Genomic DNA, 21,396 nt, shown 5'->3' on the forward strand with positions numbered 1-21,396 from the left:
TCCTGTCAGCTGGCCTGGCGCGACGGCGCCGCCGGCTTCGACTTGGCAGAGGGTTTTTCCGCCTTTTGTCGGGAGGCGCCTGCGTTGGCATTGGCGGCTTTTCGTTTGGACTTGGACTTGCTTGCACTGAGGCCGGCACTCTCGCGAAGCGCCTTGAGCAGATCGCCCGGCTTGGATGCGATGGGCGCCTTCTTCTTCGGCAGAGAACGCCCCTCGATTTTCGCTTTCACCAGTTCAGCGACGGCCGCCTCGTAACGGTCGTCGAAAGCACCGGCGTCGAAACTGCCCTTCTTGGTGCGAATGATGTGCTCTGCAAGTTCGAGCATCTCGCCCTCGATCTTCAGGTCGGGAAGGCCGGCGAAGGCTTCCTTCGACGATCGCACTTCGTAGTCGAAATTCAGGGTCGCAGCGATCAGCCCCTTACCATGTGCCCGTATCAGGACTGTTCGCATCCGACGGAAAAGCACGGTTTTGGCGATCGCCGCGACCTTCGCCTTGGACATCCCAGCGCGAAGGAGCGCGAAAGCTTCGCCCCCCGTCTTGTCGGGTGCAAGGTAATAGGGCTTGTCGAAGTAAGTGGTGTCGACTTGTGAGCAAGGAATAAACGCCTCGATCTTCAGGGTCTTGTCGCTGTCGGGGACCGCAGCGGCAATCTCCTCGGGTTCGAGCACTACATATCGCCCGTCATCCACCTCATAACCCTTCACCTGGTCGTCGGCGTTGACCGGACGTCCGGTCTCGCTGTCGATAAACTCGCGCTTGACTCGATTTCCGGTTTTTCGGTTGATCGTGTTGAAGCTGATGCGTTCCGACGATGAAACCGCCGTATAAAGCGCGACCGGGCAGGTCACTTCCCCGAACTTGATATAGCCTTTCCAGTTCGCTGTTGGGGCAACCATGACACCAATCCTCCAGATCCGAATAAGGCTCAACCCTGTCAGCGGACAAACGTTCCACGCCTCTTCACGTCGACCTGGTCTGCGTCTTACTGGATGCGGTTAAGGGCTGGATTGGAACTATAGGAGCTGCTCTGTAACCGAGCGGGGTCTTTGTGGTTCCGTGAGGAACAGGAGCGGCGAGGGCATTTCCGAACTCGCCCGATGCTCACCATAGAAGCAAGCGCAGCGCGGAACCGCTCGGAGTTCCGGTCGTTATAGCTTCATGGCCGGCACACTCGAAACCCATGAACGGAAACTGGTCGCAATTCTGCGCGCTTCCGCCAGATTGCATTTTGTTGACGACGACAAGGCAGACGCCGAAGTCGAGCGGGTGCTGCGCTTAGCAATCAGAGAAGCCGAAGCCGGCCGCTCCCGACTCGATAAGAAACGGTGGCTTCTACGCATGATGCACGTGCCATCGTGAGCTGAATTCGCGATCAATGTCGCTGCCTGGGTTCGGCATCTTCCTGGTCAGTCGAATAGCAAATTCGTGGTGATAGGAAGGCATTTCATTCGTGCATGCTTTCCCTAACGCGCCTGCACGACAACCCCGAAGAAAGGCAAATGTTCCGGCTGCCACAGCTCGCGCGAGCGATCATGCCGAGTGAACGCGCGGGAGGAAGCCTACAACCAACGCAACGACTTCGTCGAGATGGGTTCCGAGCAGCTGGATGTCCACCATACGTTCGGGTCGTCGAATGGCCAATCGTGCTCCGATTGGGGGATCGAAATCGTGTAGGTAGAGGACAAACCGGTCGACTTTCATCGCGTCAATGAAGACCTCGAGCCAGGTGGCCTAGCCGTCAGCGCTGTAGTCGACATCTTCCGGAGTTGCGCTGTAGCCGGCGCCTGGAAATTCCGGCGCGAGCAGCCTCCAGCGGTCTGCAAGACGCGGCATGAGGTTGCGAAATTCGTAGGAGGAGCAGGATATCCGTGCGGAAGCAAAACCATAGGGGCGTCCGCCCGTCCCGCTTCACGAAAAGTGTCGATGCCGGCGACCGAGACGCGATGATGTCGAACACGGTTGTCCATCGAAAATCCTCAAGAATCGTGCCTCCAGAGGGGTAGGAAACGAAACAATGCAACGCAGTTGTCGGTTCCCCAAAGCTCGCACCGCCTGGCTACCTGTTCGGATCGAGCAGCGCCTTCCGGGCACTAACGCAGTGGGCTCCAGGGTTGGGAAATTGTCGACGGGAACAAATGGATGCTCAGCCTGTTCGGCGTGTAAAGCGACGATTGCGAGAGGAGAACGCTGATGACCAAGGCTGAAACGACTCGAGATCATGACGAGATTCGACATTGGGCAGAGGCACGCAACGGGCGGCCAACCCGAGTGAAGGGCGCCGATGATGGTGGGATTTTACGGATTGATTTCGGCGAACGGGATGATCACCTGGAGCCGATTTCATGGGAGGAGTTTTTTCGGATATTCGACCACAACCGATTGTTTTTCCTGCACCAGGACAAAATCGCCGATGGCAGCCTGAGCCGGTTCAACAAGTTTGTTGATCGCGCCTAGGACAAAATATGAGGCGGGCTTTTGAAGGGCCTGGCCGCGCAGGCGTCTGCCCAACCGCTAAGAGGGTCCGAGATTCTGCCGGACTGAGAGGGCTACTTGGGGATTGAAAGGGATCTCGCTGGCCGATGAGGTCGCACGAGGACGAGACTGACGTGCGATTGTGATCGCGCAGTTGTTAGCAATAAAAAATCGGCCCCGAGCGGGGCCGAAATCGAGTTCTAAGGGCTGGCTAATAAACGCTTTTGAAGCCCTCCCGGTTCCCGTCAAGGCCTGTAGCGGAGACGCTCTTTCTCGATCTCTTCGGGAGTGTAGGGATCGAGCTTTTCGTCGAAGCGTGTCCAGCCTTGCTCGAGGTAAGCCGCGCGGCGTTGTTCGGGATCTACCCAGCTGCCCCGGCGTAGGATGGCCTGGGCGTCCGCGTAGAGGCTCTCGTCAACCCGGGCGGTGACAACGGCTCCGCCGCGGCGCACGCCCTCCGCATAGACATGGGCATGCTCTTCGGGGACGCCGGATTCGGTCATCGCGCCGATCAGTCCCCCCGCAGCGCCACCGGCGACTGCGCCGGCTGCTGCACCGGCTGCCGTCGCGGCAAGCCAGCCCGCCGCCACCACAGGTCCGACACCGGGAATGGCCATGACGCCAAGCCCGGTCAAGAGACCCCCGATGCCACCAACTGCAGCACCTAGGCCTGCGCCTGTACCTGCGCCCTCGGCAGCATTGCTGTCGTTGGAGTACCGGTCACCGACATTGTTGGAAACGATACTGATATCGTCAGACGGCACGCCGCGATCTTCCAGCGCGCTCACCGCCGCGTGTGCATCGGAGTAATCGTCAAAAAGTCCACTAACGGTTTTCATGGGGGTTCCTCGCTGCTGGGATTAGTTGGCGACCACGTTGCCCTGGTAGTCGAGTGCGATCTGGACAGACTTTCCGTCCTTCATGGCGCTGCCTCGCCAGACGCCCTCGCTATCGAGTTTGAGACCAGCAACGTCGGTGTAACCGGCTTCAACGATGCGTTTCTTGGCCTGTTCTTCGGTGAAGCTATTTGCCCCGGCGACCGGGGCGGTGGGATTGGTGGAGTCCGGCGTCGCGACGGCCGGTGTGTCACCGTTGGTAGTGGCCGGAGGCGTCGAAGTCTGCGCGAGCGCGCCAAAGGTCGTTGCGCCGAGGAATACCGCGGCGAGCAGCAGTTTTTTCATGATGTCTACATCCTTGTTTTCAGCCCGTGGAAGGCACTCCTGGTCAAACTTTGCTCGAGTTTTTTGGTTCCCAAGTTCACGCAGTGATTTCGACTTCTCGAAAAATACGTGTCACCTCCTCGAATTCGGGGTAGGGAGGTTCCGAAATTGGCGTTGCAACGGGTGGCAACAGACGCCTCGAAGCCGCGCCGGCCTACATGGCATCCATGCCCTTAATCGCATTCTCGAGATGCGACTTGCATTTTTCCACGTCATTTGCAGTCATGGCTTCTTTCGCCATGGCCAGTTCCTTGGTGGATTCGATTTTCTTTGCGCCGTCGGAGATTTGCCCGATCTGCTGTTCGGCCTTGGCAACCGAGGCTTCGTCACAGATGACATTCGTCTGTGCAAGGGCGGGTGCAGTGAACGCCGCGATGGCGACGAGGGTAGCGACAGATTTCAAGATCATGGTTGTTTCTCCTATGGCCGGCAAAACACCGGCTTCCACGCTGACTGAACGGGACAACAACGGATCTGTTCCCTCAAACCGGCGCCCGAAATCGAAGTTTTTTCAAGGAACTTTCAGGTATTTGGCGCGTTTGAGGCGCGCGTATTCTGCGCTCTTATAATCGCTGGCCCGGTGGACGCGCCGCCAGCGCACTGACGAAACCAACCCGTCGTCTGCCTGGCGACGGGTAGGCCGTTTCTTTTTTGACGGTAGAAGCCATGTTCATGTTGCCGCCGCATGGCCACATTCCATGATGCAGCTCTGCGCTCGGGTCATGAGTCCAGGTGCTCTGGCATTTCTTTCAGCTGATCCTTCGTCCAGGTGGTGATGGCGTGAACGTCGCCGTCATCGTCACGCATGAAGTCGAGATCCGCCAATGGCACCGCGACCGGTTTCGCGCCAATCCCGAGGAAGCCGCCAACATCAATAATCGCAGTGCTGTTGGCGCCGACGCCGTGAAGGTGATCCACCGTTCCGACCTTGTCATCGTCTGCGCCGTAAACGGTCGCGCCTTCGAGGTTTGCTGGTATCAGTTCCGAAGGATCAAGGCGCACGTGATTGGTATGGTCCATCTCTTTAGTCTCCGGTTATGTCGGACTGAAAGAACCGGCTCAGCGGTAAACGGTTCCATTGATGAAGCAGCTTTCTGTTGGCCTTGGCCTGAGAGAAGCCTCCTCTGCTGCGATAAGTCACAAGACGATTGCGAAGGTGACCCGCGTCCAAGGCGAGGTCGCGCAACCTCAGCGAAACGCAAAAAGTTCGCTGTCCGGATCCTGGTGCCCCAATATTGCTGACGACACGATCTCCGCGGCGATTTGGCTGTAGGTGATGCCGTTTCCGCCATATCCCATCACAGCATAAACGTTGTTGAGTCCTGGAACCGGACCGATTATCGGCAGCCCGTCGGCGGTCACGCCGAAGGCCGCTGCCCATTGATAGGCGGGCTCGGCGATCGGTATTTTCAGGAGCGCCGACAGCTTCGCCCGCAAGGTCTTGGATTTGGACTTGAGTTTGACGGGGTCCTGAAATGCTGTGGGGCTTTCTTCGTCCTCACCTCCGACCATGAGGCGGCCATCAGCAGTCGAGCGAAAATAGAGGTAGGGATCCGATCCCTCCCATAGCACATAATCCTTGAGCCAACGGGGCCTCGGATGATGCGGCCTGGTTGCAAGCGCCCAGGTGGAGAAGATCCGATGCTCTTGGTTGGCCGCGACATCGAGGAACTCGTAGCCCGTGCAAAAGACGACATGCCTGGCCTGTATGATTTCTCCTTTTGATGTCGCGGCGGCGTTCCAGTCATCGAGGCTGCGAACGTCGGTGATCTCAGTATCTCCTACGATCGCCACACCGTCTGCCTGCACCTTGCGCCACACGCCGGCGGTTAATTGTGCGGGGTTTGCCGACGCGGAGATGGTGGACTCGATCGCAGCGGTCCGCTTCAGTCCAAACTTTTCGCGCAGTTGCGCGGCATTGAAAAACACTGCTGAAATGCCAGCCTTTTCGCGTGCTTCCGCCTCTGTGGCGAGCGCTCTTGCACCATAGGCATTTCCAGCGAGGTAGAGCGAATTCTTCCGCTCGAGATGGCAGTCGATCCCAAGATTATCGACAAGCGAAGTTAGCGTTTCCACGGCCTTGGCGGAGCGCTGCCAAGCGCGTCGAGCTTTTGCTTGCCCAAGCCTCGCCGTGAGCCTATGCAACGGCATGTCGATCTCATGCTGGATCATCGCGGTGCTGGCCAGAGTGCTACCTTGCACCGGTTGCCGTCGATCAACGACGAGGATTGTCATGTTTCGTTTGGCAAGGGACAGGGCCATCAGCGCCCCTCCAATGCCGGCGCCGACAATCAGCACGTCGACGACGTTGGCGGGGATGCGCTGTTGAGCCGCGACCTGGATCTTCCGAGTGGTTGCCCATAATGGCTGGAAGGACCGCAGTTTGCGCTTGCGCGTAATTGTCTCCAATTCGTACTCCCATACGCGTCGTACTATGGGCAACAAGCGGCCAAGATCGGCAATGAACTCTCCCCCGTGCCGCGTCAGATAGGGGAGACATGAGAAGGACATGGGTGGGGTGGTCGACTAGTCAAGGTGCTCGGTCAAACGCTCGCCGGTCGAACCCGGCAGAGCTCCGACTTAAGGCTCCCCACCCTGAGCCTTTGCAAATCGGGCGAGGCGCGCGGGAAAAATCTCATGAGTTGCCTCGCCGGATCTCGTTTCTCGCGCGTTAAGCGATGCGGCGACATTGCAAGAGGTGTTTGGCATGCGGCTCTACCAATGCGATATCAGCGGGTTTCCGCTCTATTTCGACAATCATTTCAGCGTCGGGGCCAACAATGCGCCGGTCGGGTTTGTTGCAGACACATTGACGCTGCACACTCTCTTGGAAGCAGGCGAGGGTTTGTGGAGCATTCCCTCACGGCCTGGCGAAACCTGGCGGTTCTGTGCCAACGCAGCCATAGACGGGAGCAACTGGTTGGTTGCGGCCGACGATCCAATTCTTCTGGCAATTCCTGCACGTTACAATCGGCTCATCCCCAACACCAATACCCCGGAGGGCCTCGCAAGGTTTCATAGAATAGGCGCGGCCCAGCGCCATCTGTTCTATTCCATTCTGCGCTTTGGCCTTCCGTGTCCCGGAAGAGACGTCGACCCGGAGGGCGGTCTGGTCTTCGACTTTCTGGAAGATGCGATCAATGAAGGCGGCGGTGTCAGCCCTGCAATGACCGGGCACCGGAGCGGTCTGATCAGTCTTCGAGCGGCCGAGGCCGATGACATCGTTCGCGAGACCGTTCGTGTTTCGATGGGAGAGCCCTACCGAACCCTGCTTGGACACTTTCGCCACGAGATCGGTCACTTTTATTTTCAGCAATTGGTGCGAAAGGGCGCTTTGCTTGAAGAGGCACGTGCTCTCTTTGGTGACGAGCGCGAAGACTACGCAGCAGCGCTCCAAAAAAGCTACGACAACGGGCCAGTTGCGGACTGGCAGGATACCTTCATTTCCGCTTACGCAAGCAGCCACCCGTCTGAAGATTTTGCCGAATGCTGGGCCCACCTGTTTCACATTGTCGATACGCTGGAGACGACCAGATCATTCGGGCTATCCATAGAGCCGTTAAGTCACCACGCCCTTGAGGTCGAGGTCGATTTCGACCCTTATCGGGCGGAGAATGCTCAGCAACTGGTGGACGCCTGGGTTCCGATCAGCCTGGCCCTTAACACCTTCCAGCGATCCATGGGCGAACGGGACATTTATCCGTTCGTTCTTTCGCCACCGGTCATAAACAAACTCGATTTTATCAATCGGCTGATTGCGGAAGCGCGCCTTCAAACAGGTCGCCTTTAACCCGGCTGCAAGGGCCGGGCGGCACGATGCGACGAAACGATATTGAGAGCCATGTTCCTGCGGGATCGGGATTTTTCTTGTCTCCGTCACCATCCCGATACCTGATCTGCTGCGCGCGGACTTTGATCAGCATGAGGCCAGGGTGTGTCCACCCCTTGCGGGAACCAGCGTTCGAGATCGCTCATCCAGTGCTTCTTGAACATCTCTTGGTCCTTGACGAGAGAGGCGTTCCCTTCAATTTCAATGAATGTGCCGGGCTTGCCGAGCAGGCTTGGACGGGGTGAGACCAACCTGGGTTCCCGAACAATGTCGCCATAGGCTACGGTTCGCTAAAGCCGGTGGCAAAAATCCGGGATCGCCCCGCAGGCTCGTTGCGAAAGATCAATCCAGCACGCGTCCTTGAATGCATCGGGACATAGTCGAGTGTAATCTCGACCGTTTCGACAACAGTGTTTCCGGCCGTGATCTCGCCACGCACGACGACGTCGGCGGCAGTCCGGTCGGCCGCGTTTTCGACGTCGAACATGACAAGATATCCGCCGTCCCGGCTTGCGCTGCTGATCGTCTTGACTGACAGGTCCGGCGCTCCATCGCTCTGCGTCGCAGCTTCAAAGCCGACCCACCCGATCAGGGCGATCACAGCGATGGCTGAGACCGACCCGGTAAGCCATTCGATCCAGTGACCTTCGCCACTTTCGATCGAGCGGGATTTCGACGGTTTTGCCATAGATCACCTAGAGAATGAGCCGCGCTGCCGCGGCGCCGATTGCGCTTGGAAATGCAAGCACCACCGTGCTCATGATCGCCTGGGTCAGTTCGATGCCGTCCAGCCGATGAAACGTCCAGAGACAGTAGAAGCTGATCGCAAAGGCGACGGCGTAGCCGGGGAGCGTGAAGCGGATAAGGGCATGCCAAACGGGTGTGCCTTCTTCCAGTTCGTGTCCGCCCGAAAACGACAGCGCGTAGACAAAACCATGCATCAGCACGATGGACGAAACGATGAGTGCGATTGCGTGCCAGGGTGACATCTTGAAGGAAATCAGGATCATTTCCTCGGTCGGGGCGACATTCAATCCGAGAAACAAGGCGCCGACGGCCATCATGAAGAGCTCGCCGCCGTAGCCACTTTGCGCATCATCGTCGAGGGGGTCCTGTGCGTCCTCGTCATCATCGTCGCGCCCGCCCAATTCGCTGCGACCAAGCAACGCACCGATGCTGGCCGGAACCGTCTGAATGGCGATCATGCCTGCCGCCTCGGGTAGAGCGTGCCCGACGCTCAGAACGCCTAGGGCAGACAGCACGAAGGCGCTGGCCAACAGACCCAGGAAATAGGCAATGCTGGCATCGCGCACTGCCTCATGCCAGGTCGAAATATTTTCAAACCCGATCCGGCGCGCCAGGAGGATGAGCAAGGGGATGTTGACGAGGAGCAACAGAAGGAGCCTTGATCGGTCGATATAGAGCCCGAGTTCCCACATCTCCATCGTCAGGAACATGGGCAGCGCAAAGAGCAGTGCGCCAGCCAATCCGCGCGCCAGGCCCTTGGAAAATCGACTGTGGTCGAAATTGACATGCGTTTGCTCGATCGCCATTCCGGTCCCCTTTTCGGCTGCCATCTCAAAACGTCGACAAGCTCCGCAAGTTCCTCGTTTTCCTGATCTGGACCTTGTTCTCCAGCGAATCCAGGATGTCTTCGCAGAAGTCGACATCACAAAGTTTCACGAATGGTCTGAAGCCCGCCGGGTGTAAACTGATCTCCAGCAAAACGAGCACAGCACCTCTCGCTAGTGCCATTGAGGCTCAGCTTGCCGCAATCGTGAAGTCATCGTTTGACGCAATCGTCAGCAGGGATTTTGGGCGGAACCGTGCGGACTTGGTACGGTTCTAAGGTAAGCCCCTTTCCAATCAGCCGACCCCGCAAAGCAAAACCGAATAGGCGCTCGGCTGCGTTGGTTCTCACTCATTTTTCCTCGGGCGCGATCGACGCTCCGCCTGAACCTGTGCCGAGCGAAGGTCGTGCGCCTACGAGCCAAGTCTCCAAACCGCATTTTGTTCCCGTTCGGAACCATTGCAGCTGGGCGATGTTGGAGCGACTCCACCACACCGTAAAGGAGGTTGCCATGCCAGAGAAGACGCTTGAAACGCTGTTTCATGATGGCCTGATGGACATCTACTACGCTGAACGGCAGATCCTGAAAGCGCTGCCGAAGATGGCACGCGCGGCGCAACTGCCGGACAGCAAGGCAGCGTTCGAAAAGCACCGGGACGAAACCGAAGTCCATGTGGAACGCTTGCAACAGGTCTTTGAAATTTTCGGCAAGCGCGCCCAGGGAAAGACCTGCGAGGCCATTCAGGGAATTATTGCAGAGAGCGAGGAGATCATGGAGGAATTCAAGGGGAGCCCCGCACTTGACGCTGGCCTCATCTCGTCGGCACAGGCGGTCGAGCACTATGAAATTTCTCGCTATGGCACTCTGAAGACCTGGGCCAAGCAGCTCGGGCTGCAAGAGGCGGTGTCGCTTCTCGATCAGACCCTGCAGGAAGAAGGCGCCACCGACAAGGCCCTTAGCAAGCTTGCGGTGACGGCGGCGAACATCAAGGCCGCTGCCTGATGGCGTTTGGACGCTTGAGGGCGCCGTCGCCTCCAAGCGTCCTTGCCGCTTCATCGAATATCAGTTTCAACTCTGTAGACCGCCTAAGGCGTAGTGATGAAGCGAGTGGTCCCAGGAGGTCCAGGTCTCGTCATCGAAAGTGACGAACGAGCGCGACCTCGCAACGAAATGTAGGACGAAGATGGCTTCCGGCAAGAATACGAGCGACCACCCCGCGAATAGGTTGGCGACGGACCCTCCGGGCGATCACGTTGGCGCCGGGTACGCGGAAATCGACGATATACCGGATCGTCTGCTGATACTCGCAAACAGGCTGCAAAAAGCCCTCGATTCGCGTCGAGTTGTGGCCAATGCCCAACGCCCAAGCTTCAAGGAGAATCGAGGCGACCAGTGAAGTGAAGCGGATCGAGGATGAGAAATGATACGGGACTTGCAGCAACTGCGGGTACTGGTTGCCGAGCATGAATTCATCGTCGCAAACGATATTGCGCCCCCGGGGCGACCCCACCGATTCCAGCCACCCACAAATCGGGGCGAAACGGTCATGCTGGATTCTGGTATCCTGATCCGAGGTGTTTGTCCGTTCTGTTTAAGGAAGCGGTGGAGGCAATTTCAGGGAAGCGGAACGCCGCTCATCCGGTAGGCAAGCTCCTCGCGCGCTCGGCTGAGCCTGCTCTTGATCGTGCCGACAGCACAGTCGCAGATGTCGGCGGCTTCCTTGTAGCTCAGCCCATATCCAGCAACGAGGATCAGCACCTCGCGATGGTCGGGTGCCATAGTGTCGAGAGCGCTGCACAGTTCCACGGTTAAGACGCACCAGTCCTGCGGTGCCGGCATCGGGATCGGTAGCTCGGCGCAGTTAACGAGGCCCGGGGACTCGCGCCGGCGCAGCTTGTACTGAGTCCGGAAAGCGTTGTGCATGATGGTGAAAAGCCAGGACTTAAGATTGGTTCCCGGTTGGAAACCGTCAATGCCGCGCAGTGCTCGAAAAAGCGTTTCCTGCAGCAGATCATCCGCTTCGAAGCTCGACGACACAAAGGTGCGCGCAAAGGCCCTAAGCGCCGGAATGAGGTCAACAACCTGGCTCTCCAGCGGCCGAGACCGCTGGACGGTTTCGTGGACAGAAGGCATTGTAACTGCCTTTCGCAATAGCTGAATTTGCTCTTTCTAACAATGCGCGGTCGGCACTTAAGTTCCCGCTACAATGCAGAGGGCAGAAGCGACAGGCGCCCTTGCCTCCCGCATTCAGCGGGACAGATCAAAGCCCGGCAAGACCGCGGGTGCTAGAACAAGGCAGCCTTGATCTTCACGCGGGCGACATTGATACACAGAGGTTTGAATAAGCTAGAATGGCATCTATGCAACGGTGGTGCCTGCGCGTGCGCACGCTTTCTCGTCGCGTTCGACCGCTCTGTGCATCATGAACAGGCGTACCCATGGCAAGCAATTCAATTGTAACTGGTCACACAGCGACAGCTGGACGAAGGCGCATCGACGATACGAGCGAGGCAGGTCCCGCCGCTATCGCGGGCATTCCCGTCGTCGGAATCGGCGCGTCTGCCGGCGGCATCGAGGCGTTGGGCAACTTCTTCGACGCCATGCCGGCCGACAGCGGTTGTGCCTTCGTCGTGGTGCTGCATCTCGATCCGAAGCGCGAAAGCGAAATGGCCCGCATTCTGAGCAGCCACACCAGGATGCCGGTGGTACAGGTCGAGGACGGAATGACGCTCGTGCCTGACCACGTTTACGTCATCGCCCCCGACACCGATCTCAATTTGGCGGAAGGGGCATTGAAAGTATCAAGGCCGGCGGAGCCTCGCGGGCAGCGGCATCCCGTCGACGTGCTGTTTGCCTCGATCGCCGCGGAGCAGCGCGAGCGTTCGGTCGCGATCGTGCTTTCCGGGACAGGGAGCGACGGCACCGAAGGCCTGAAGGACATCCGAGCCGAAGGCGGCATGAGCCTGATACAAGCGCCGGAGACGGCCAAATTCGATGGCATGCCGAGGAGCGCGATCGCTGCCGGTCTTGCCGACCACGTTCTTGCGCCGGACAGAATGCCCGCGACCCTGATCGCCTACGTCAACCATGGCTACGTTTCCGATCCCGCCGAGGTAGAGACCGACCGCGCGAACGGGGAAGCGACGATCGAACAGATTCTGAAGGTCGTGCACGCTCGAAACGGGCACGATTTCGGCAACTACAAGCGCAACACACTGAGGCGGCGTATCCATCGTCGCATGGGGTTGAGGAACATCGACACGACCGCGGACTATCTCAACGATCTGCGGGCCAATCCGGACGAGGCCGCCGCTTTGGTGGCGGACCTGATGATCAGCGTTAGCGGGTTTTTCCGCGATCCCGAGGCATGGGAGGCGCTCGCCAAACTTGTGATCGTCCCCCTCGTTGCAGGGCGCGAGAGCGGCGCACAGATTAGGGTCTGGGTTCCTGCCTGCGCCACGGGAGAAGAAGCCTACGCCGCCGCCATGCTGATAACCGAGCACGCCGAAGCTGCCGCAAAGCGCTTCGACCTGAAGGTCTTCGCCACGGACGCACAGGAGGACAATCTGCGCAAGGCGCGTGACGGCATCTATCCCGCCGCCGCCCTGGCAGGCTTTTCGCCCGAACGCCTCCGCCGCTTCTTCGAAAAGCTCGACGGCTCGTTCCAGGTCACCAAGGAGCTTCGCGATACGGTCGTGTTCGCCGCACAGAACCTGCTTCGCGATCCGCCGTTCTCGCGGCTCGACCTCATTTCCTGTCGCAATTTCCTGATTTATCTGGAGCCGGTGGCGCAGCAGCGCGTCATCGCCCAATGCCACTTCGCCTTGCGCCCGGACGGGCATCTGTTTTTAGGCAATGCCGAGACGATCGGGCGGCATGACGATCTCTTCGACACCATATCGAAGAAATGGCGCATCTATCGCCGCACTGGACCAACCCGGCACGATCTCATCGATTATCGGCCGCTGCGTGGATCCGCCAGCACCGGGGCCACGGGCGAGCCGCGCTCGGTACCATCGGAAACGGCGCCACTGGCTGAAATCGCACGCCGGGCCCTGCTGGAGCGCTACGCCCCTGCATCGGTGCTGATCGATCACAAGGGCCGCGTCGTCTATTTCCACGGAACGACACGCGACTACCTGGAGCAGCCCTCGGGACAGCCGACCAGAGATCTCATCGCCATGACGCGGGACGGACTGGGCCTCAAACTTCGCGGCGCGATACGCGAAGCCACGAGGGGCGACAAGACCGTCACGGCACATGCGCACGTACTTCAGAACGGATCTTCCCGTAGGATCGCCATGACCGTGATGCCGCTGCCCGTCTCGCCACAAGGCGGGAAACTGGCTCTGGTCAGCTTCGCGCCGGATGAGTCTGCTGCCGCATCCAACGACCCGCCTGTCCGCGATGCCATGGAAACGACGTCCGGCGAGCGAGCGCTTCAGGAGGAACTGATGTCGATGCGCGCCGAGCTGCGCGACACTATCGAGCACCTCGAGACCGCCAACGAGGAGCTGAAGGCTTCAAACGAGGAAGCGATCTCGATGAACGAGGAACTTCAGTCCACCAACGAGGAGCTCGAAACCTCCAAGGAAGAGTTGCAGTCCTTCAACGAGGAACTGAATACCGTCAACAGCCAGCTCCAGCACAAGATCGTGGAACTGGAGCGCACCACCAACGATTTGAACAACCTGCTGGCGGGCTCGGAGACGGCAACGCTGTTTCTCGACGACGAATTGGCGATTACTTGGTTTGCGCCGGCGATGAAGGAGCTCTTCAATCTCGTGAGTTCCGACATCGGGCGGCCAATTACCCACTTCGCGCGGAAGTTCTCGGACGAAAACCTGCTGTCCGACGCGAAGACGGTGTTGAAAAAGCTCACGACCATCGAGGCCGAGGTTCGTGGTGACACCGGACGCTGGTACCTCAGGCGCATGCTCCCCTACCGCACGCGCGACAACCACATCGCCGGCGTGGTGATCACCTTCAGCGACATCACCGCGCGACGCAAGGCAGCCCAGGCCGTCGACGAGGCGCGGCGCTATGCCGAAGCGATCGTCAGGACGGTAAGGCAGCCGTTGATCGTCCTCGACGCCGAACAGCGCGTGGTCTCGGCCAATCCCGCCTTTTACGAACTGTTCAGGGTTTTGCCGAAAGACACCGACGGCAGGCTGCTCTATGCGCTCGGCAATGGGCAATGGGACATTCCGGCCCTGCGGACGCTCCTCGCGGAAGTGCTATCGAAGGATAAATCGGTAACCGACTACGAGGTCGAGCACGAATTTCGCGACCTCGGCCGGCGCAGCATGATGCTGAACGCCCGCCAACTCTCTGAAGGCGACGGGCGCGACGCGCTGATCCTGCTCGCCATCGAGGACATTACCGAACGCAGGGAGGCGGATGGTACGATTCGCGCCAGCGAGCAGCGCCTGAGGGATCTTGTCGGGTCGCTGCCGGGCGCGGTCTACACCACCGACGCCGCGGGCCGGCTCACCTCCTACAATCCGGCTGCTGCCGAATTGTGGGGCCGCATTCCGGAGCTGGGCACGGATGAATGGTGCGGATCCTGGCGCTTGTATCGACCGGACGGCACGCCCTTGTCGCATGACGAGTGCCCCATGGCGGTCGCACTGAGGGAGAAGAGGCCGATACACGGTGCCGAAGCGGTGGCCGAGCGACCCGACGGCGTGCGCGTGCCTTTCCTGGCTTATCCGACGCCCTTGCGCGATGCTTCGGGCAAGGTCACCGGGGGCGTGAACATGCTGGTGGATATCACCGAGCGCAAGCAGGCCGAGGCGGTGGCGCAGCGCCTCGCCGCGATCGTCGAATCATCGGACGATGCGATCATCAGCAAGTCCCTCGACGGCATCGTCAAAAGTTGGAACAGCGGAGCGGCCCGGCTGTTCGGCTATGCTGCCGATGAAGTTGTCGGCCGATCGATCATGACCCTGGTGCCCCCGGGCCGCCACGACGAGGAGTTGGATATCCTGGAGCGCGTCCGAAGGGGCGAACACATTCAGCACTACGAGACGCTGCCCCAGCGGAAGGACGGGAGTGAAGTCTGGGTTTCGCTGACCATATCGCCGCTGAAGGATGCCGCAGGCATTGTCATCGGTGCCTCCACGATCGCGCGGGACATGACCGAGCGCCAGCGCGCCGACGAACACCGCAAAACGCTGATGGGGGAACTCAACCACCGCGTCAAGAACACGATGGCCGTTATTCAATCCATCGCGGCCCAGACGCTTGGCCACGCATCGACGCTGGAACAAGCCCGCGAGGCTTTCGGGTCGCGGCTGATCAATCTGTCCAAGGCGCACGACGTGCTGACGCGAGAGAGCTGGCAAAGCGCGGACCTGCGCGAAATCGTCGCCGATACCGTCAGGCCCCATGCCGGGGGAGAAAACCGCTTCGAGATCGAAGGGCCGAGGATCCGACTGTCGCCGAGTGCCGCGTTGGCGTTTGCCATGGCACTGCACGAGCTCAGCACAAATGCTGCGAAATACGGCGCGCTCACCTCGGAAAACGGTCACGTCCTGATCGCATGGCAACTCGAGGGCGACGGGGCCGAGCGGCAGCTCGTTCTGCGTTGGCAGGAGAGCGGCGGACCTCCGGTCGTTCAGCCAACACGCAAGGGCTTTGGCTCGCTCCTGATCGAACGGGCGCTGGCGTCGGAACTTCGAGGAGAGGTGCGCGTTCGGTACAAGTCCTCCGGCCTTGAGTGCACCATCGTTGCACCAGTGTCCGCTGGCGAAGAGTTGTTGGGAGGGCGAAGTGGCCAGAGCGGAGGCGAGGCGGATCCTGATCGTGGAGGATGAAGTTCTCGTCGCGCTAAACCTTGAGGACCTTCTCACGGGAATGGGACATTGTGTGGTGGCCTGCGCCACCCGGCTCGACAAAGCGATGCAACTCGCCACTCAAGCGGATATCGATCTTGCGTTTCTCGACATCAACCTGGGCGGCGAAACGTCCTTTTCCGCCGCCGCAATCTTGCGCCGGCGCAACATCCCGTTTGTCTTTGCCACCGGCTACGGCACAGATGGCCTTTCGGATGAATTTCGCGACACGCCCACGTTGCAGAAGCCCTATGAACCCCGAGAATTGAGGCGGGCACTTACGGAAGCTTGCGCGCGTGTGGCTGACTGACGTCGGCAATGCTATCGACACGCCTCTACGACGGATGATTGATCGGAAGTGCTCACTCATTGCGAGCGTCTGCCTTGCGCATGATCGCATGAGGATCGGCGTCGACAGCGCGGCTGACCGCCACGAACGCGGCAATATCCAACCGGCGCTTCCCAAACTCAGACTTGGAGATGAACGTTTGCGGTTGCCCAACGCCCTGCCCAAGCTCGACTTGAGTGATGTTCGCGCGTTTCGGGTTGGAAGCCTTGGAGCCGAATGATGCGATAACTGCCATCACATCCGAAGCCGGCTCGCCGTAGAAAGCCCCAAGTACAGGCCTATGCCGAATCCGAGCAAGCCGGCGGTACTTACAATTGCCGTTGCCGTACCGGGATTGTCGCGCGCGGCCCCTATCGCCCCTTGTCCCTGCTTGCGGACCGTTTGGACTGCGCTCCTGGCGAGTTCTGATGCCTCCTCGGTCGCTGAGCTGACTCGCGCACTGAAAGCTTGCCTCACCTCTTCGATCTGGGAACGCAAGTCGGCGATCTGATCTTCGATCGATTGCTGTGTATTACTAGCCATTATCCACCTGTTGGTTTGCAAACGCAAAATCGCTGGATGGCAGGTTTGTTCCCATCACAAATTCATTGTCCTGATCTTGGGTGTTTGCCGGGATGCCACGACATGGCAAAAACCGATCTTGTCCTAGCTATGATTTCACCCGCGAGCCCGCTAGTGAAATCGTCAAGGACGCAAGTCCGGTGCTGGCTCAACGCGGCGAAGCGCTACAACTCGATCAACCTACACCATTCCGCTTCTGCATTGTGGAGTCCGAATTGTGTTCCAAGGTTAGGTGCGACGCGGCGCCTTGCAGTGAAGAGCTCACGAGGTGCATAGGTAGCCATGTAGGCGGAGAGCCGACATCCAACGGCATCGTCGAGATCGTCTGCGGGTTATGCCCCAGGTTCAGCGTGGCGAGCGAGGACAAGGTGAGCGAAAACAGCATCTTCTTTTCCACGTTTGCAACGACGGTAGCCTACTCTCCGGCAAACCAGGTACCTTTGTCGCCGCGGTCTTCCTGGTTGTCGCCTGGGCCGTATGCGGACCGTTTTTTTTTTGGCTTCAGCGGTACTTGGGGAGATTTATGGCATCAACCAGCGGAACGCCGGCGAGAAAGTCCGGTTAAAGCCTGCGGCAACTAGGAGCTCTTCTACGAAGAGCATCCCGGATCAAACGGGGCAAGCTAAGGTGGGACCCAACCACCGATGATCGCCAAAATCTCACCGGTGATGCAGCTGGAGCATGGGAGAGCCAAAAAAGACGTAGGCAGGAGTAATCTCCTCGGGCTGGGCTGGACGTTTCATCGGCACGTTGGCACCGAACTTCGATCATCCTGCGCCTCCTTGTCGCTGGGGCGGACCCGGCCCGCCCGCGTTCACCCGAATACCCTTTCGGGGAGGGATGCGGGTGCGGCTAGCGCATCAGTCCCGCCGCACGCAGCGCGTCCTCGATGGTCCGCCGAATGCCGTCCGTCGGTCCTGCTTGACGCGGGCTGTCACCATTGCTGCTTGAGATGGGCGCAGGGACGTCAATGTTGGCGCCATGCGGTGCGTGGTTCAAAGCCGGTGCTAAAATTCCGAATGACCGCGCAATTTCCTCGGTCGACGAAATGCCAACGTCGAGCATATATGGCCCCGCCCGCCCGTAACCGCTTTTGACGTCGATTGGCGTGCCGTGGCCCATGCCCTTGACGCGATAGAGCTGAAGGCGTTCCGTCCCGTCAGCATCGACCCAGACCAGGCGTTCAAGCCGTGACCTTGGTTGGTCTGCCCGAGGGGACGCTCTTGTCTGGTGAATGCCCTGCCATTGCTCGACAATCGCGTCTGCGTTGGCGGAGTTGACGGTAGTGTCTTGGGTTCCCTGCCAGACCGATATTGAAGGCCAGGGACCCTTTGATTTGGACGCAGATCGAAGCAGGTTTTGAAGCGACTTTCCGTCGGGCATACCGTGCGCCCGCATACGGTCGAACGCCTGGGGTATCGTGTATGCAGTTCCATAGGGAAGGCCCGCTATGATTGCCCCGCCGGCAAAGACTTCGGGATAGGTCGCCAGCATCACATTCGCCATAGCGCCGCCTGCCGACAGGCCGGTGATATAGACCCGGCTGGCATCGATGCCGTAGCGCGCTTCGGCGGTCACGATCATCTGGTAGATTGAAAGGGCCTCGCCTCGGCCGCGCGCGATATCGTTCGGCTGGAACCAATTGAAGCAGAGATTGGCGTTGTTGCTGCGGGTCTGCTGAGGAAACAAAACGACAAAGCCGTGATCGTCGGCCAATTTGCTCCATCCAGATCCAGTATCATATGTCGCCGCCGTCTGGGTGCAGCCGTGCAACACCACGACAAGCGCCGGCCGCGGAACCACCGTGGATGGCACGTGAACTCTTGCCTCAAGCTCGCCGGGGTTCGATCCAAAGGCTTCGAATGGAGCCAGGAGGCTTTCACCCCGAGGGGCAGCTGGATTTGTGCGGAACTGCTTGAGCAAGGCGAGGGTGTTGGCCAGCGAGCGCATGACAAAATCTCCAGGCCGTAACGGCCAGGATGGCGATCATAGCGGCCTCAGGTAGCTTCAGGAATATATTGCTGCACTGCACAAGATAATGCTGCGGCGCAATGTTTCAATGGGAGATGCTTAAATTTGCAGGTGGCGACCCGGAACGGGGTGCTCAGAAAATGCATCAACCAAGCCAACGGTTGCTAAATGTGAGAGTGGCAACCGAGATCGGTTTCCCCTGCTCACCACCGAGACCGAAATCTCGGTACCATAGCCATCCGGCAGTTCGTCGCGTGCGTCGCACGATCTATTGTGAGGCACAGAGGTTTCCGTATTGATCACATAAGAAGCTCTCGTTGTTGGTTTCGGTTAAAGCTTGACCGCTGTCTCTCGGCCCCAGAGCCGGAGCTCGCGACAGGCCTGAATGAATGAATGAACTGCTTTCGGATCGCTGAGTGCAATCACTCCCTCGTCCAGTTCCGGGTCGACGCCTACGTGTTTCAGGAGCGGAAGCGCCTGGGGCGAGAATGCTATGAACTTGCAGTGGGCGAAGGCGTCGGAAACGAAATCGTGAGCCGCGGCTTCTTTTGTCAGCCGCTCAGCGCCGTTCTCGGAAAGGATCAGTGCTATTGCGTCGAAGAGGACGGACGGTCCGCCGTCGACCATGTGTTTGCCCTCTATCCAGCTGCCATCCGCTGCTTCTACGCCCCCAACCTTCGGTGCGACCACCTCCATGACGGCGCCCTCCTTTTCGATCGCCGACTGCAGTTTCTTAAGAAGTGCCGCGTCTGCGCCGGCAGTGACCAGCACGCCCACTTTCCGCCCGGCGAAGCTCTTGGGCCCGTTCCCAATGATACTGAGGGCCGGAGATGCCGGCAGGTCGTCGCGAGGCGGCACTGCCGCATCGGCAGGCTTAGGAAGCTTCTTGATACCAAGCTTGCCCGCGACCGTCGTGCCGAGCGTTTCATCGATATTGAGGAGATGGGCGACCATACGCTCGCGAATTACCGGATTCTCGCATTTGCTCAGCTCGAACGTAAGCGCCGTCACAATATGGCGTTGTTCCGTTGCGGTCTGACTGATGAAGAACTGCCGCGCTTGGCTATAATGGTCGGCGAAGCTTTGGGGACGGAGCCGGGCCTTCTGGCCTTCCTCTAACTTCGCGAATGTCGGGAATCCCTGTTGTGGACTTTCTCGCGGGCCCTCGCCCCACGAGTTCGGCTGGTAATTGACCCGTCCCACGGGATTGCGCGTGGCCATGTGGCCGTCCTGCTGGAAATGGTGGAACGGACACTTCGGCGCGTTGATCGGGATATGAGTAAAGTTCGGGCCGCCGAGACGCTTAAGCTGCGTGTCGAGGTAGGAAAAGTTGCGGCCCTGGAGCAGCGGGTCGTTTGAGAAGTCTATGCCGGGCGGTACGTTTTGTGTCATGAACGCCACCTGCTCGGTCTCGGCAAAGAAATTGTCGGGCATCCGGTCGAGCACTAGCCGGCCGACTGGTAGCGGCTCAACAATCTCCTCGGGGATGATCTTGGTCGGATCGAGCACGTCGAAGTCGAAGTTATCGGCAAAATTCTGGTCGAACAGCTGAAGGTTCAACTCCCATTCTGGGAAATCGCCGGAGCGGATCGCATTCCATAAGTCGCGTCGATGGAAATCCGGATCAGCCCCATTGATCTTGACCGCTTCATTCCAGACGACCGACTGCATGCCGAGTTTCGGCTTCCAAATGAACTTGACGAAGGTTGACTCGTCCTTCGCGTTGACCAGCCGGAAGGTATGAACCCCAAACCCCTGCATGAAACGGAAGGAACGGGGGATGGCGCGGTCCGACATCACCCACATGATCATGTGCATTGATTCCGGCGTCAGCGAAATGAAATCCCAGAAATTGTCATGGGCCGATTGCGCCTGCGGAAAGGCGCGGTCAGGCTCTGGCTTCACCGAGTGGATGACGTCGGGAAATTTGATTGCATCCTGAATGAAAAAGACTGGGATATTGTTGCCGACGAGGTCCCAGTTGCCTTCCTTCGTATAGAATTTAACTGCAAAGCCGCGCACGTCGCGCGCGAGATCGAACGAGCCTTTGGATCCTGCGACCGTCGAAAATCGCACAAAGACCGGCGTCTTCTCTCCGGCGCGTTGGAAGATGTCGGCGCGGGTGTGAGCCGCTAGCGATTCATAGGTCTCGAAGTATCCGTGGGCGCCGTAACCGCGCGCATGCACGACGCGCTCGGGAATGCGTTCGTGATCGAAATGGAAAATCTTCTCGCGGAAATGAAAATCCTCGATAAGCGCCGGTCCGCGCTCGCCGATTTTTAACGTATTCTGGTCATCGGAAACCGGTCCGCCCTGCGCTGTCGTCAGGATCTCCGCGTCGCCATCGGCGAACTGATGGAGTTCGCCGCCGTTTCCGCGTGCGAGCTTTTGATCATGGATCGTCGCGGGCTTGCCCGATGATTGCCTGGCAGATCTGGCCATCTCCATATTCCTTGAGAATGAGTGAAACGAATTCTGGACGTTCTCCCCAATCCCCAGAGAACGTGTAAGTTCCGAGCAGCCGTGCGTGTTGCGGCCGGCGCGACCTATTTCGCCCCCTACGCGGGTTAGATGGCGCGGGCAG

Annotated in this window: 19 protein-coding genes and 3 pseudogenes; 6 read left to right on the top strand and 16 right to left on the bottom strand. The window is 59.2% G+C overall.

Annotated elements, in window-relative coordinates:
• Window positions 1-5: 5 nt before the first annotated feature.
• Entirely contained in the window at window positions 6-899 is an 894-nt protein-coding gene (locus ASE60_RS10665) for a Ku protein (RefSeq protein ID WP_057250034.1), read from the bottom strand.
• A gap of 262 nt (window positions 900-1,161) precedes the next feature.
• On the opposite strand from ASE60_RS10665, the gene ASE60_RS10670 reads away from it, so the two are divergent.
• Window positions 1,162-1,362 (top strand): hypothetical protein, encoded by a 201-nt coding sequence (locus tag ASE60_RS10670; protein ID WP_057250036.1) that lies wholly within the window; start codon window positions 1,162-1,164, stop codon window positions 1,360-1,362.
• A 252-nt stretch (window positions 1,363-1,614) separates the two neighbouring features.
• Here the strand turns inward: ASE60_RS10670 and ASE60_RS35605 are convergent.
• Window positions 1,615-1,970, bottom strand: a pseudogene (locus ASE60_RS35605) (alpha/beta fold hydrolase); the annotation flags it as partial.
• Between the two features lie 223 nt (window positions 1,971-2,193).
• Between ASE60_RS35605 and ASE60_RS10675 the strand changes: the two are divergent.
• Window positions 2,194-2,457, top strand: coding sequence for a hypothetical protein (locus ASE60_RS10675; protein ID WP_057250038.1), 264 nt, complete (start codon window positions 2,194-2,196; stop codon window positions 2,455-2,457).
• Between the two features lie 263 nt (window positions 2,458-2,720).
• Here the strand turns inward: ASE60_RS10675 and ASE60_RS10680 are convergent, their stop codons facing one another.
• From ASE60_RS10680 to ASE60_RS10700, 5 genes are all read right to left on the bottom strand, one after another.
• Complete coding sequence (locus tag ASE60_RS10680) at window positions 2,721-3,314, bottom strand: general stress protein (protein WP_057250040.1); 594 nt, start codon at window positions 3,312-3,314, stop codon at window positions 2,721-2,723.
• A gap of 21 nt (window positions 3,315-3,335) precedes the next feature.
• Window positions 3,336-3,656, bottom strand: a complete 321-nt coding sequence (locus tag ASE60_RS10685; protein ID WP_057250042.1) for a PepSY domain-containing protein — start codon at window positions 3,654-3,656, stop codon at window positions 3,336-3,338.
• A gap of 193 nt (window positions 3,657-3,849) precedes the next feature.
• Complete coding sequence (locus ASE60_RS10690; RefSeq protein WP_057250045.1) at window positions 3,850-4,104, bottom strand: hypothetical protein; 255 nt, start codon at window positions 4,102-4,104, stop codon at window positions 3,850-3,852.
• 311 nt (window positions 4,105-4,415) lie between these two features.
• Window positions 4,416-4,715, bottom strand: coding sequence for a PRC-barrel domain-containing protein (locus tag ASE60_RS10695; protein ID WP_057250048.1), 300 nt, complete (start codon window positions 4,713-4,715; stop codon window positions 4,416-4,418).
• A 168-nt stretch (window positions 4,716-4,883) separates the two neighbouring features.
• Window positions 4,884-6,104 carry an FAD-binding oxidoreductase gene (locus ASE60_RS10700; RefSeq protein WP_057250050.1) on the bottom strand — a complete coding sequence of 407 codons (1,221 nt, stop codon included), beginning with the start codon at window positions 6,102-6,104 and terminating at the stop codon, window positions 4,884-4,886.
• Between the two features lie 298 nt (window positions 6,105-6,402).
• On the opposite strand from ASE60_RS10700, the gene ASE60_RS10705 reads away from it, so the two are divergent.
• Complete coding sequence (locus ASE60_RS10705; protein ID WP_057250052.1) at window positions 6,403-7,485, top strand: putative zinc-binding metallopeptidase; 1,083 nt, start codon at window positions 6,403-6,405, stop codon at window positions 7,483-7,485.
• A gap of 85 nt (window positions 7,486-7,570) precedes the next feature.
• Here ASE60_RS10705 and ASE60_RS36190 read toward each other — a convergent pair.
• The 3 genes and pseudogenes from ASE60_RS36190 to ASE60_RS10715 form a co-directional block, all read right to left on the bottom strand.
• Window positions 7,571-7,769 (bottom strand): annotated as a pseudogene (locus ASE60_RS36190) (pyridoxamine 5'-phosphate oxidase family protein); the annotation flags it as partial.
• A gap of 35 nt (window positions 7,770-7,804) precedes the next feature.
• The gene (locus tag ASE60_RS35145; protein ID WP_057250055.1) at window positions 7,805-8,212 is read right to left on the bottom strand and encodes a hypothetical protein; all 408 of its coding nucleotides are present in this window, start codon (window positions 8,210-8,212) and stop codon (window positions 7,805-7,807) included.
• A gap of 7 nt (window positions 8,213-8,219) precedes the next feature.
• Window positions 8,220-9,077 (bottom strand): TIGR02587 family membrane protein, encoded by an 858-nt coding sequence (locus ASE60_RS10715; protein ID WP_057250154.1) that lies wholly within the window; start codon window positions 9,075-9,077, stop codon window positions 8,220-8,222.
• A 528-nt stretch (window positions 9,078-9,605) separates the two neighbouring features.
• Here ASE60_RS10715 and ASE60_RS10720 point away from each other — a divergent pair.
• The gene (locus tag ASE60_RS10720; protein WP_057250057.1) at window positions 9,606-10,097 is read left to right on the top strand and encodes a ferritin-like domain-containing protein; all 492 of its coding nucleotides are present in this window, start codon (window positions 9,606-9,608) and stop codon (window positions 10,095-10,097) included.
• Between the two features lie 130 nt (window positions 10,098-10,227).
• Here ASE60_RS10720 and ASE60_RS34520 read toward each other — a convergent pair whose 3' ends face one another.
• Complete coding sequence (locus tag ASE60_RS34520; protein WP_156414625.1) at window positions 10,228-10,560, bottom strand: hypothetical protein; 333 nt, start codon at window positions 10,558-10,560, stop codon at window positions 10,228-10,230.
• A 149-nt stretch (window positions 10,561-10,709) separates the two neighbouring features.
• Window positions 10,710-11,228 (bottom strand): sigma-70 family RNA polymerase sigma factor, encoded by a 519-nt coding sequence (locus ASE60_RS10730; protein ID WP_057250062.1) that lies wholly within the window; start codon window positions 11,226-11,228, stop codon window positions 10,710-10,712.
• 305 nt (window positions 11,229-11,533) lie between these two features.
• Here ASE60_RS10730 and ASE60_RS10735 point away from each other — a divergent pair, with 305 nt between their 5' ends.
• Window positions 11,534-15,913, top strand: coding sequence for a PAS domain-containing protein (locus ASE60_RS10735; protein ID WP_057250063.1), 4,380 nt, complete (start codon window positions 11,534-11,536; stop codon window positions 15,911-15,913).
• Window positions 15,903-16,241: a response regulator gene (locus tag ASE60_RS10740; protein WP_244495591.1), complete on the top strand. Its 339-nt coding sequence runs from the start codon at window positions 15,903-15,905 to the stop codon at window positions 16,239-16,241. The genes ASE60_RS10735 and ASE60_RS10740 overlap by 11 nt, the downstream gene beginning before the upstream one ends.
• Window positions 16,242-16,293: 52 nt before the next feature.
• Here the strand turns inward: ASE60_RS10740 and ASE60_RS10745 are convergent, their stop codons facing one another.
• The 4 genes and pseudogenes from ASE60_RS10745 to ASE60_RS10765 all read right to left on the bottom strand — a co-directional run bounded on the left by ASE60_RS10745 (window position 16,294) and on the right by ASE60_RS10765 (window position 21,254).
• Window positions 16,294-16,515 (bottom strand): helix-turn-helix transcriptional regulator, encoded by a 222-nt coding sequence (locus tag ASE60_RS10745; RefSeq protein WP_057250065.1) that lies wholly within the window; start codon window positions 16,513-16,515, stop codon window positions 16,294-16,296.
• Window positions 16,516-17,463: 948 nt separating this feature from the next.
• A pseudogene (locus ASE60_RS35610) lies at window positions 17,464-17,608 on the bottom strand (short-chain dehydrogenase); the annotation flags it as partial.
• Window positions 17,609-17,693: 85 nt separating this feature from the next.
• Window positions 17,694-18,791 (bottom strand): PHB depolymerase family esterase, encoded by a 1,098-nt coding sequence (locus tag ASE60_RS10760; RefSeq protein WP_057250071.1) that lies wholly within the window; start codon window positions 18,789-18,791, stop codon window positions 17,694-17,696.
• A 351-nt stretch (window positions 18,792-19,142) separates the two neighbouring features.
• A complete protein-coding gene (locus ASE60_RS10765; protein ID WP_057250158.1) occupies window positions 19,143-21,254 on the bottom strand; it encodes a catalase in 2,112 nt (703 codons plus the stop codon).
• Window positions 21,255-21,396 lie beyond the last annotated feature (142 nt).

Origin of the sequence: Ensifer sp. Root278 (genome assembly GCF_001429285.1) — a bacterium.
Classification (GTDB): Bacteria; Pseudomonadota; Alphaproteobacteria; order Rhizobiales; family Rhizobiaceae; genus Ensifer.

Excerpts from the sequence above, each read along its gene's own strand:
- ASE60_RS10665 (WP_057250034.1), bottom strand. The coding sequence starts at position 899 with ATGGTTGCCCCAACAGCGAACTGGAAAGGCTATATCAAGTTCGGGGAA.
- ASE60_RS10670 (WP_057250036.1), top strand. The coding sequence starts at position 1,162 with ATGGCCGGCACACTCGAAACCCATGAACGGAAACTGGTCGCAATTCTG.
- ASE60_RS10675 (WP_057250038.1), top strand. The coding sequence starts at position 2,194 with ATGACCAAGGCTGAAACGACTCGAGATCATGACGAGATTCGACATTGG.
- ASE60_RS10680 (WP_057250040.1), bottom strand. The coding sequence starts at position 3,314 with ATGAAAACCGTTAGTGGACTTTTTGACGATTACTCCGATGCACACGCG.
- ASE60_RS10685 (WP_057250042.1), bottom strand. The coding sequence starts at position 3,656 with ATGAAAAAACTGCTGCTCGCCGCGGTATTCCTCGGCGCAACGACCTTT.
- ASE60_RS10690 (WP_057250045.1), bottom strand. The coding sequence starts at position 4,104 with ATGATCTTGAAATCTGTCGCTACCCTCGTCGCCATCGCGGCGTTCACT.
- ASE60_RS10695 (WP_057250048.1), bottom strand. The coding sequence starts at position 4,715 with ATGGACCATACCAATCACGTGCGCCTTGATCCTTCGGAACTGATACCA.
- ASE60_RS10705 (WP_057250052.1), top strand. The coding sequence starts at position 6,403 with ATGCGGCTCTACCAATGCGATATCAGCGGGTTTCCGCTCTATTTCGAC.
- ASE60_RS35145 (WP_057250055.1), bottom strand. The coding sequence starts at position 8,212 with ATGGCAAAACCGTCGAAATCCCGCTCGATCGAAAGTGGCGAAGGTCAC.
- ASE60_RS10715 (WP_057250154.1), bottom strand. The coding sequence starts at position 9,077 with ATGGCGATCGAGCAAACGCATGTCAATTTCGACCACAGTCGATTTTCC.
- ASE60_RS10720 (WP_057250057.1), top strand. The coding sequence starts at position 9,606 with ATGCCAGAGAAGACGCTTGAAACGCTGTTTCATGATGGCCTGATGGAC.
- ASE60_RS34520 (WP_156414625.1), bottom strand. The coding sequence starts at position 10,560 with ATGCTCGGCAACCAGTACCCGCAGTTGCTGCAAGTCCCGTATCATTTC.
- ASE60_RS10730 (WP_057250062.1), bottom strand. The coding sequence starts at position 11,228 with ATGCCTTCTGTCCACGAAACCGTCCAGCGGTCTCGGCCGCTGGAGAGC.
- ASE60_RS10735 (WP_057250063.1), top strand. The coding sequence starts at position 11,534 with ATGGCAAGCAATTCAATTGTAACTGGTCACACAGCGACAGCTGGACGA.
- ASE60_RS10745 (WP_057250065.1), bottom strand. The coding sequence starts at position 16,515 with ATGGCAGTTATCGCATCATTCGGCTCCAAGGCTTCCAACCCGAAACGC.
- ASE60_RS10760 (WP_057250071.1), bottom strand. The coding sequence starts at position 18,791 with ATGCGCTCGCTGGCCAACACCCTCGCCTTGCTCAAGCAGTTCCGCACA.
- ASE60_RS10765 (WP_057250158.1), bottom strand. The coding sequence starts at position 21,254 with ATGGCCAGATCTGCCAGGCAATCATCGGGCAAGCCCGCGACGATCCAT.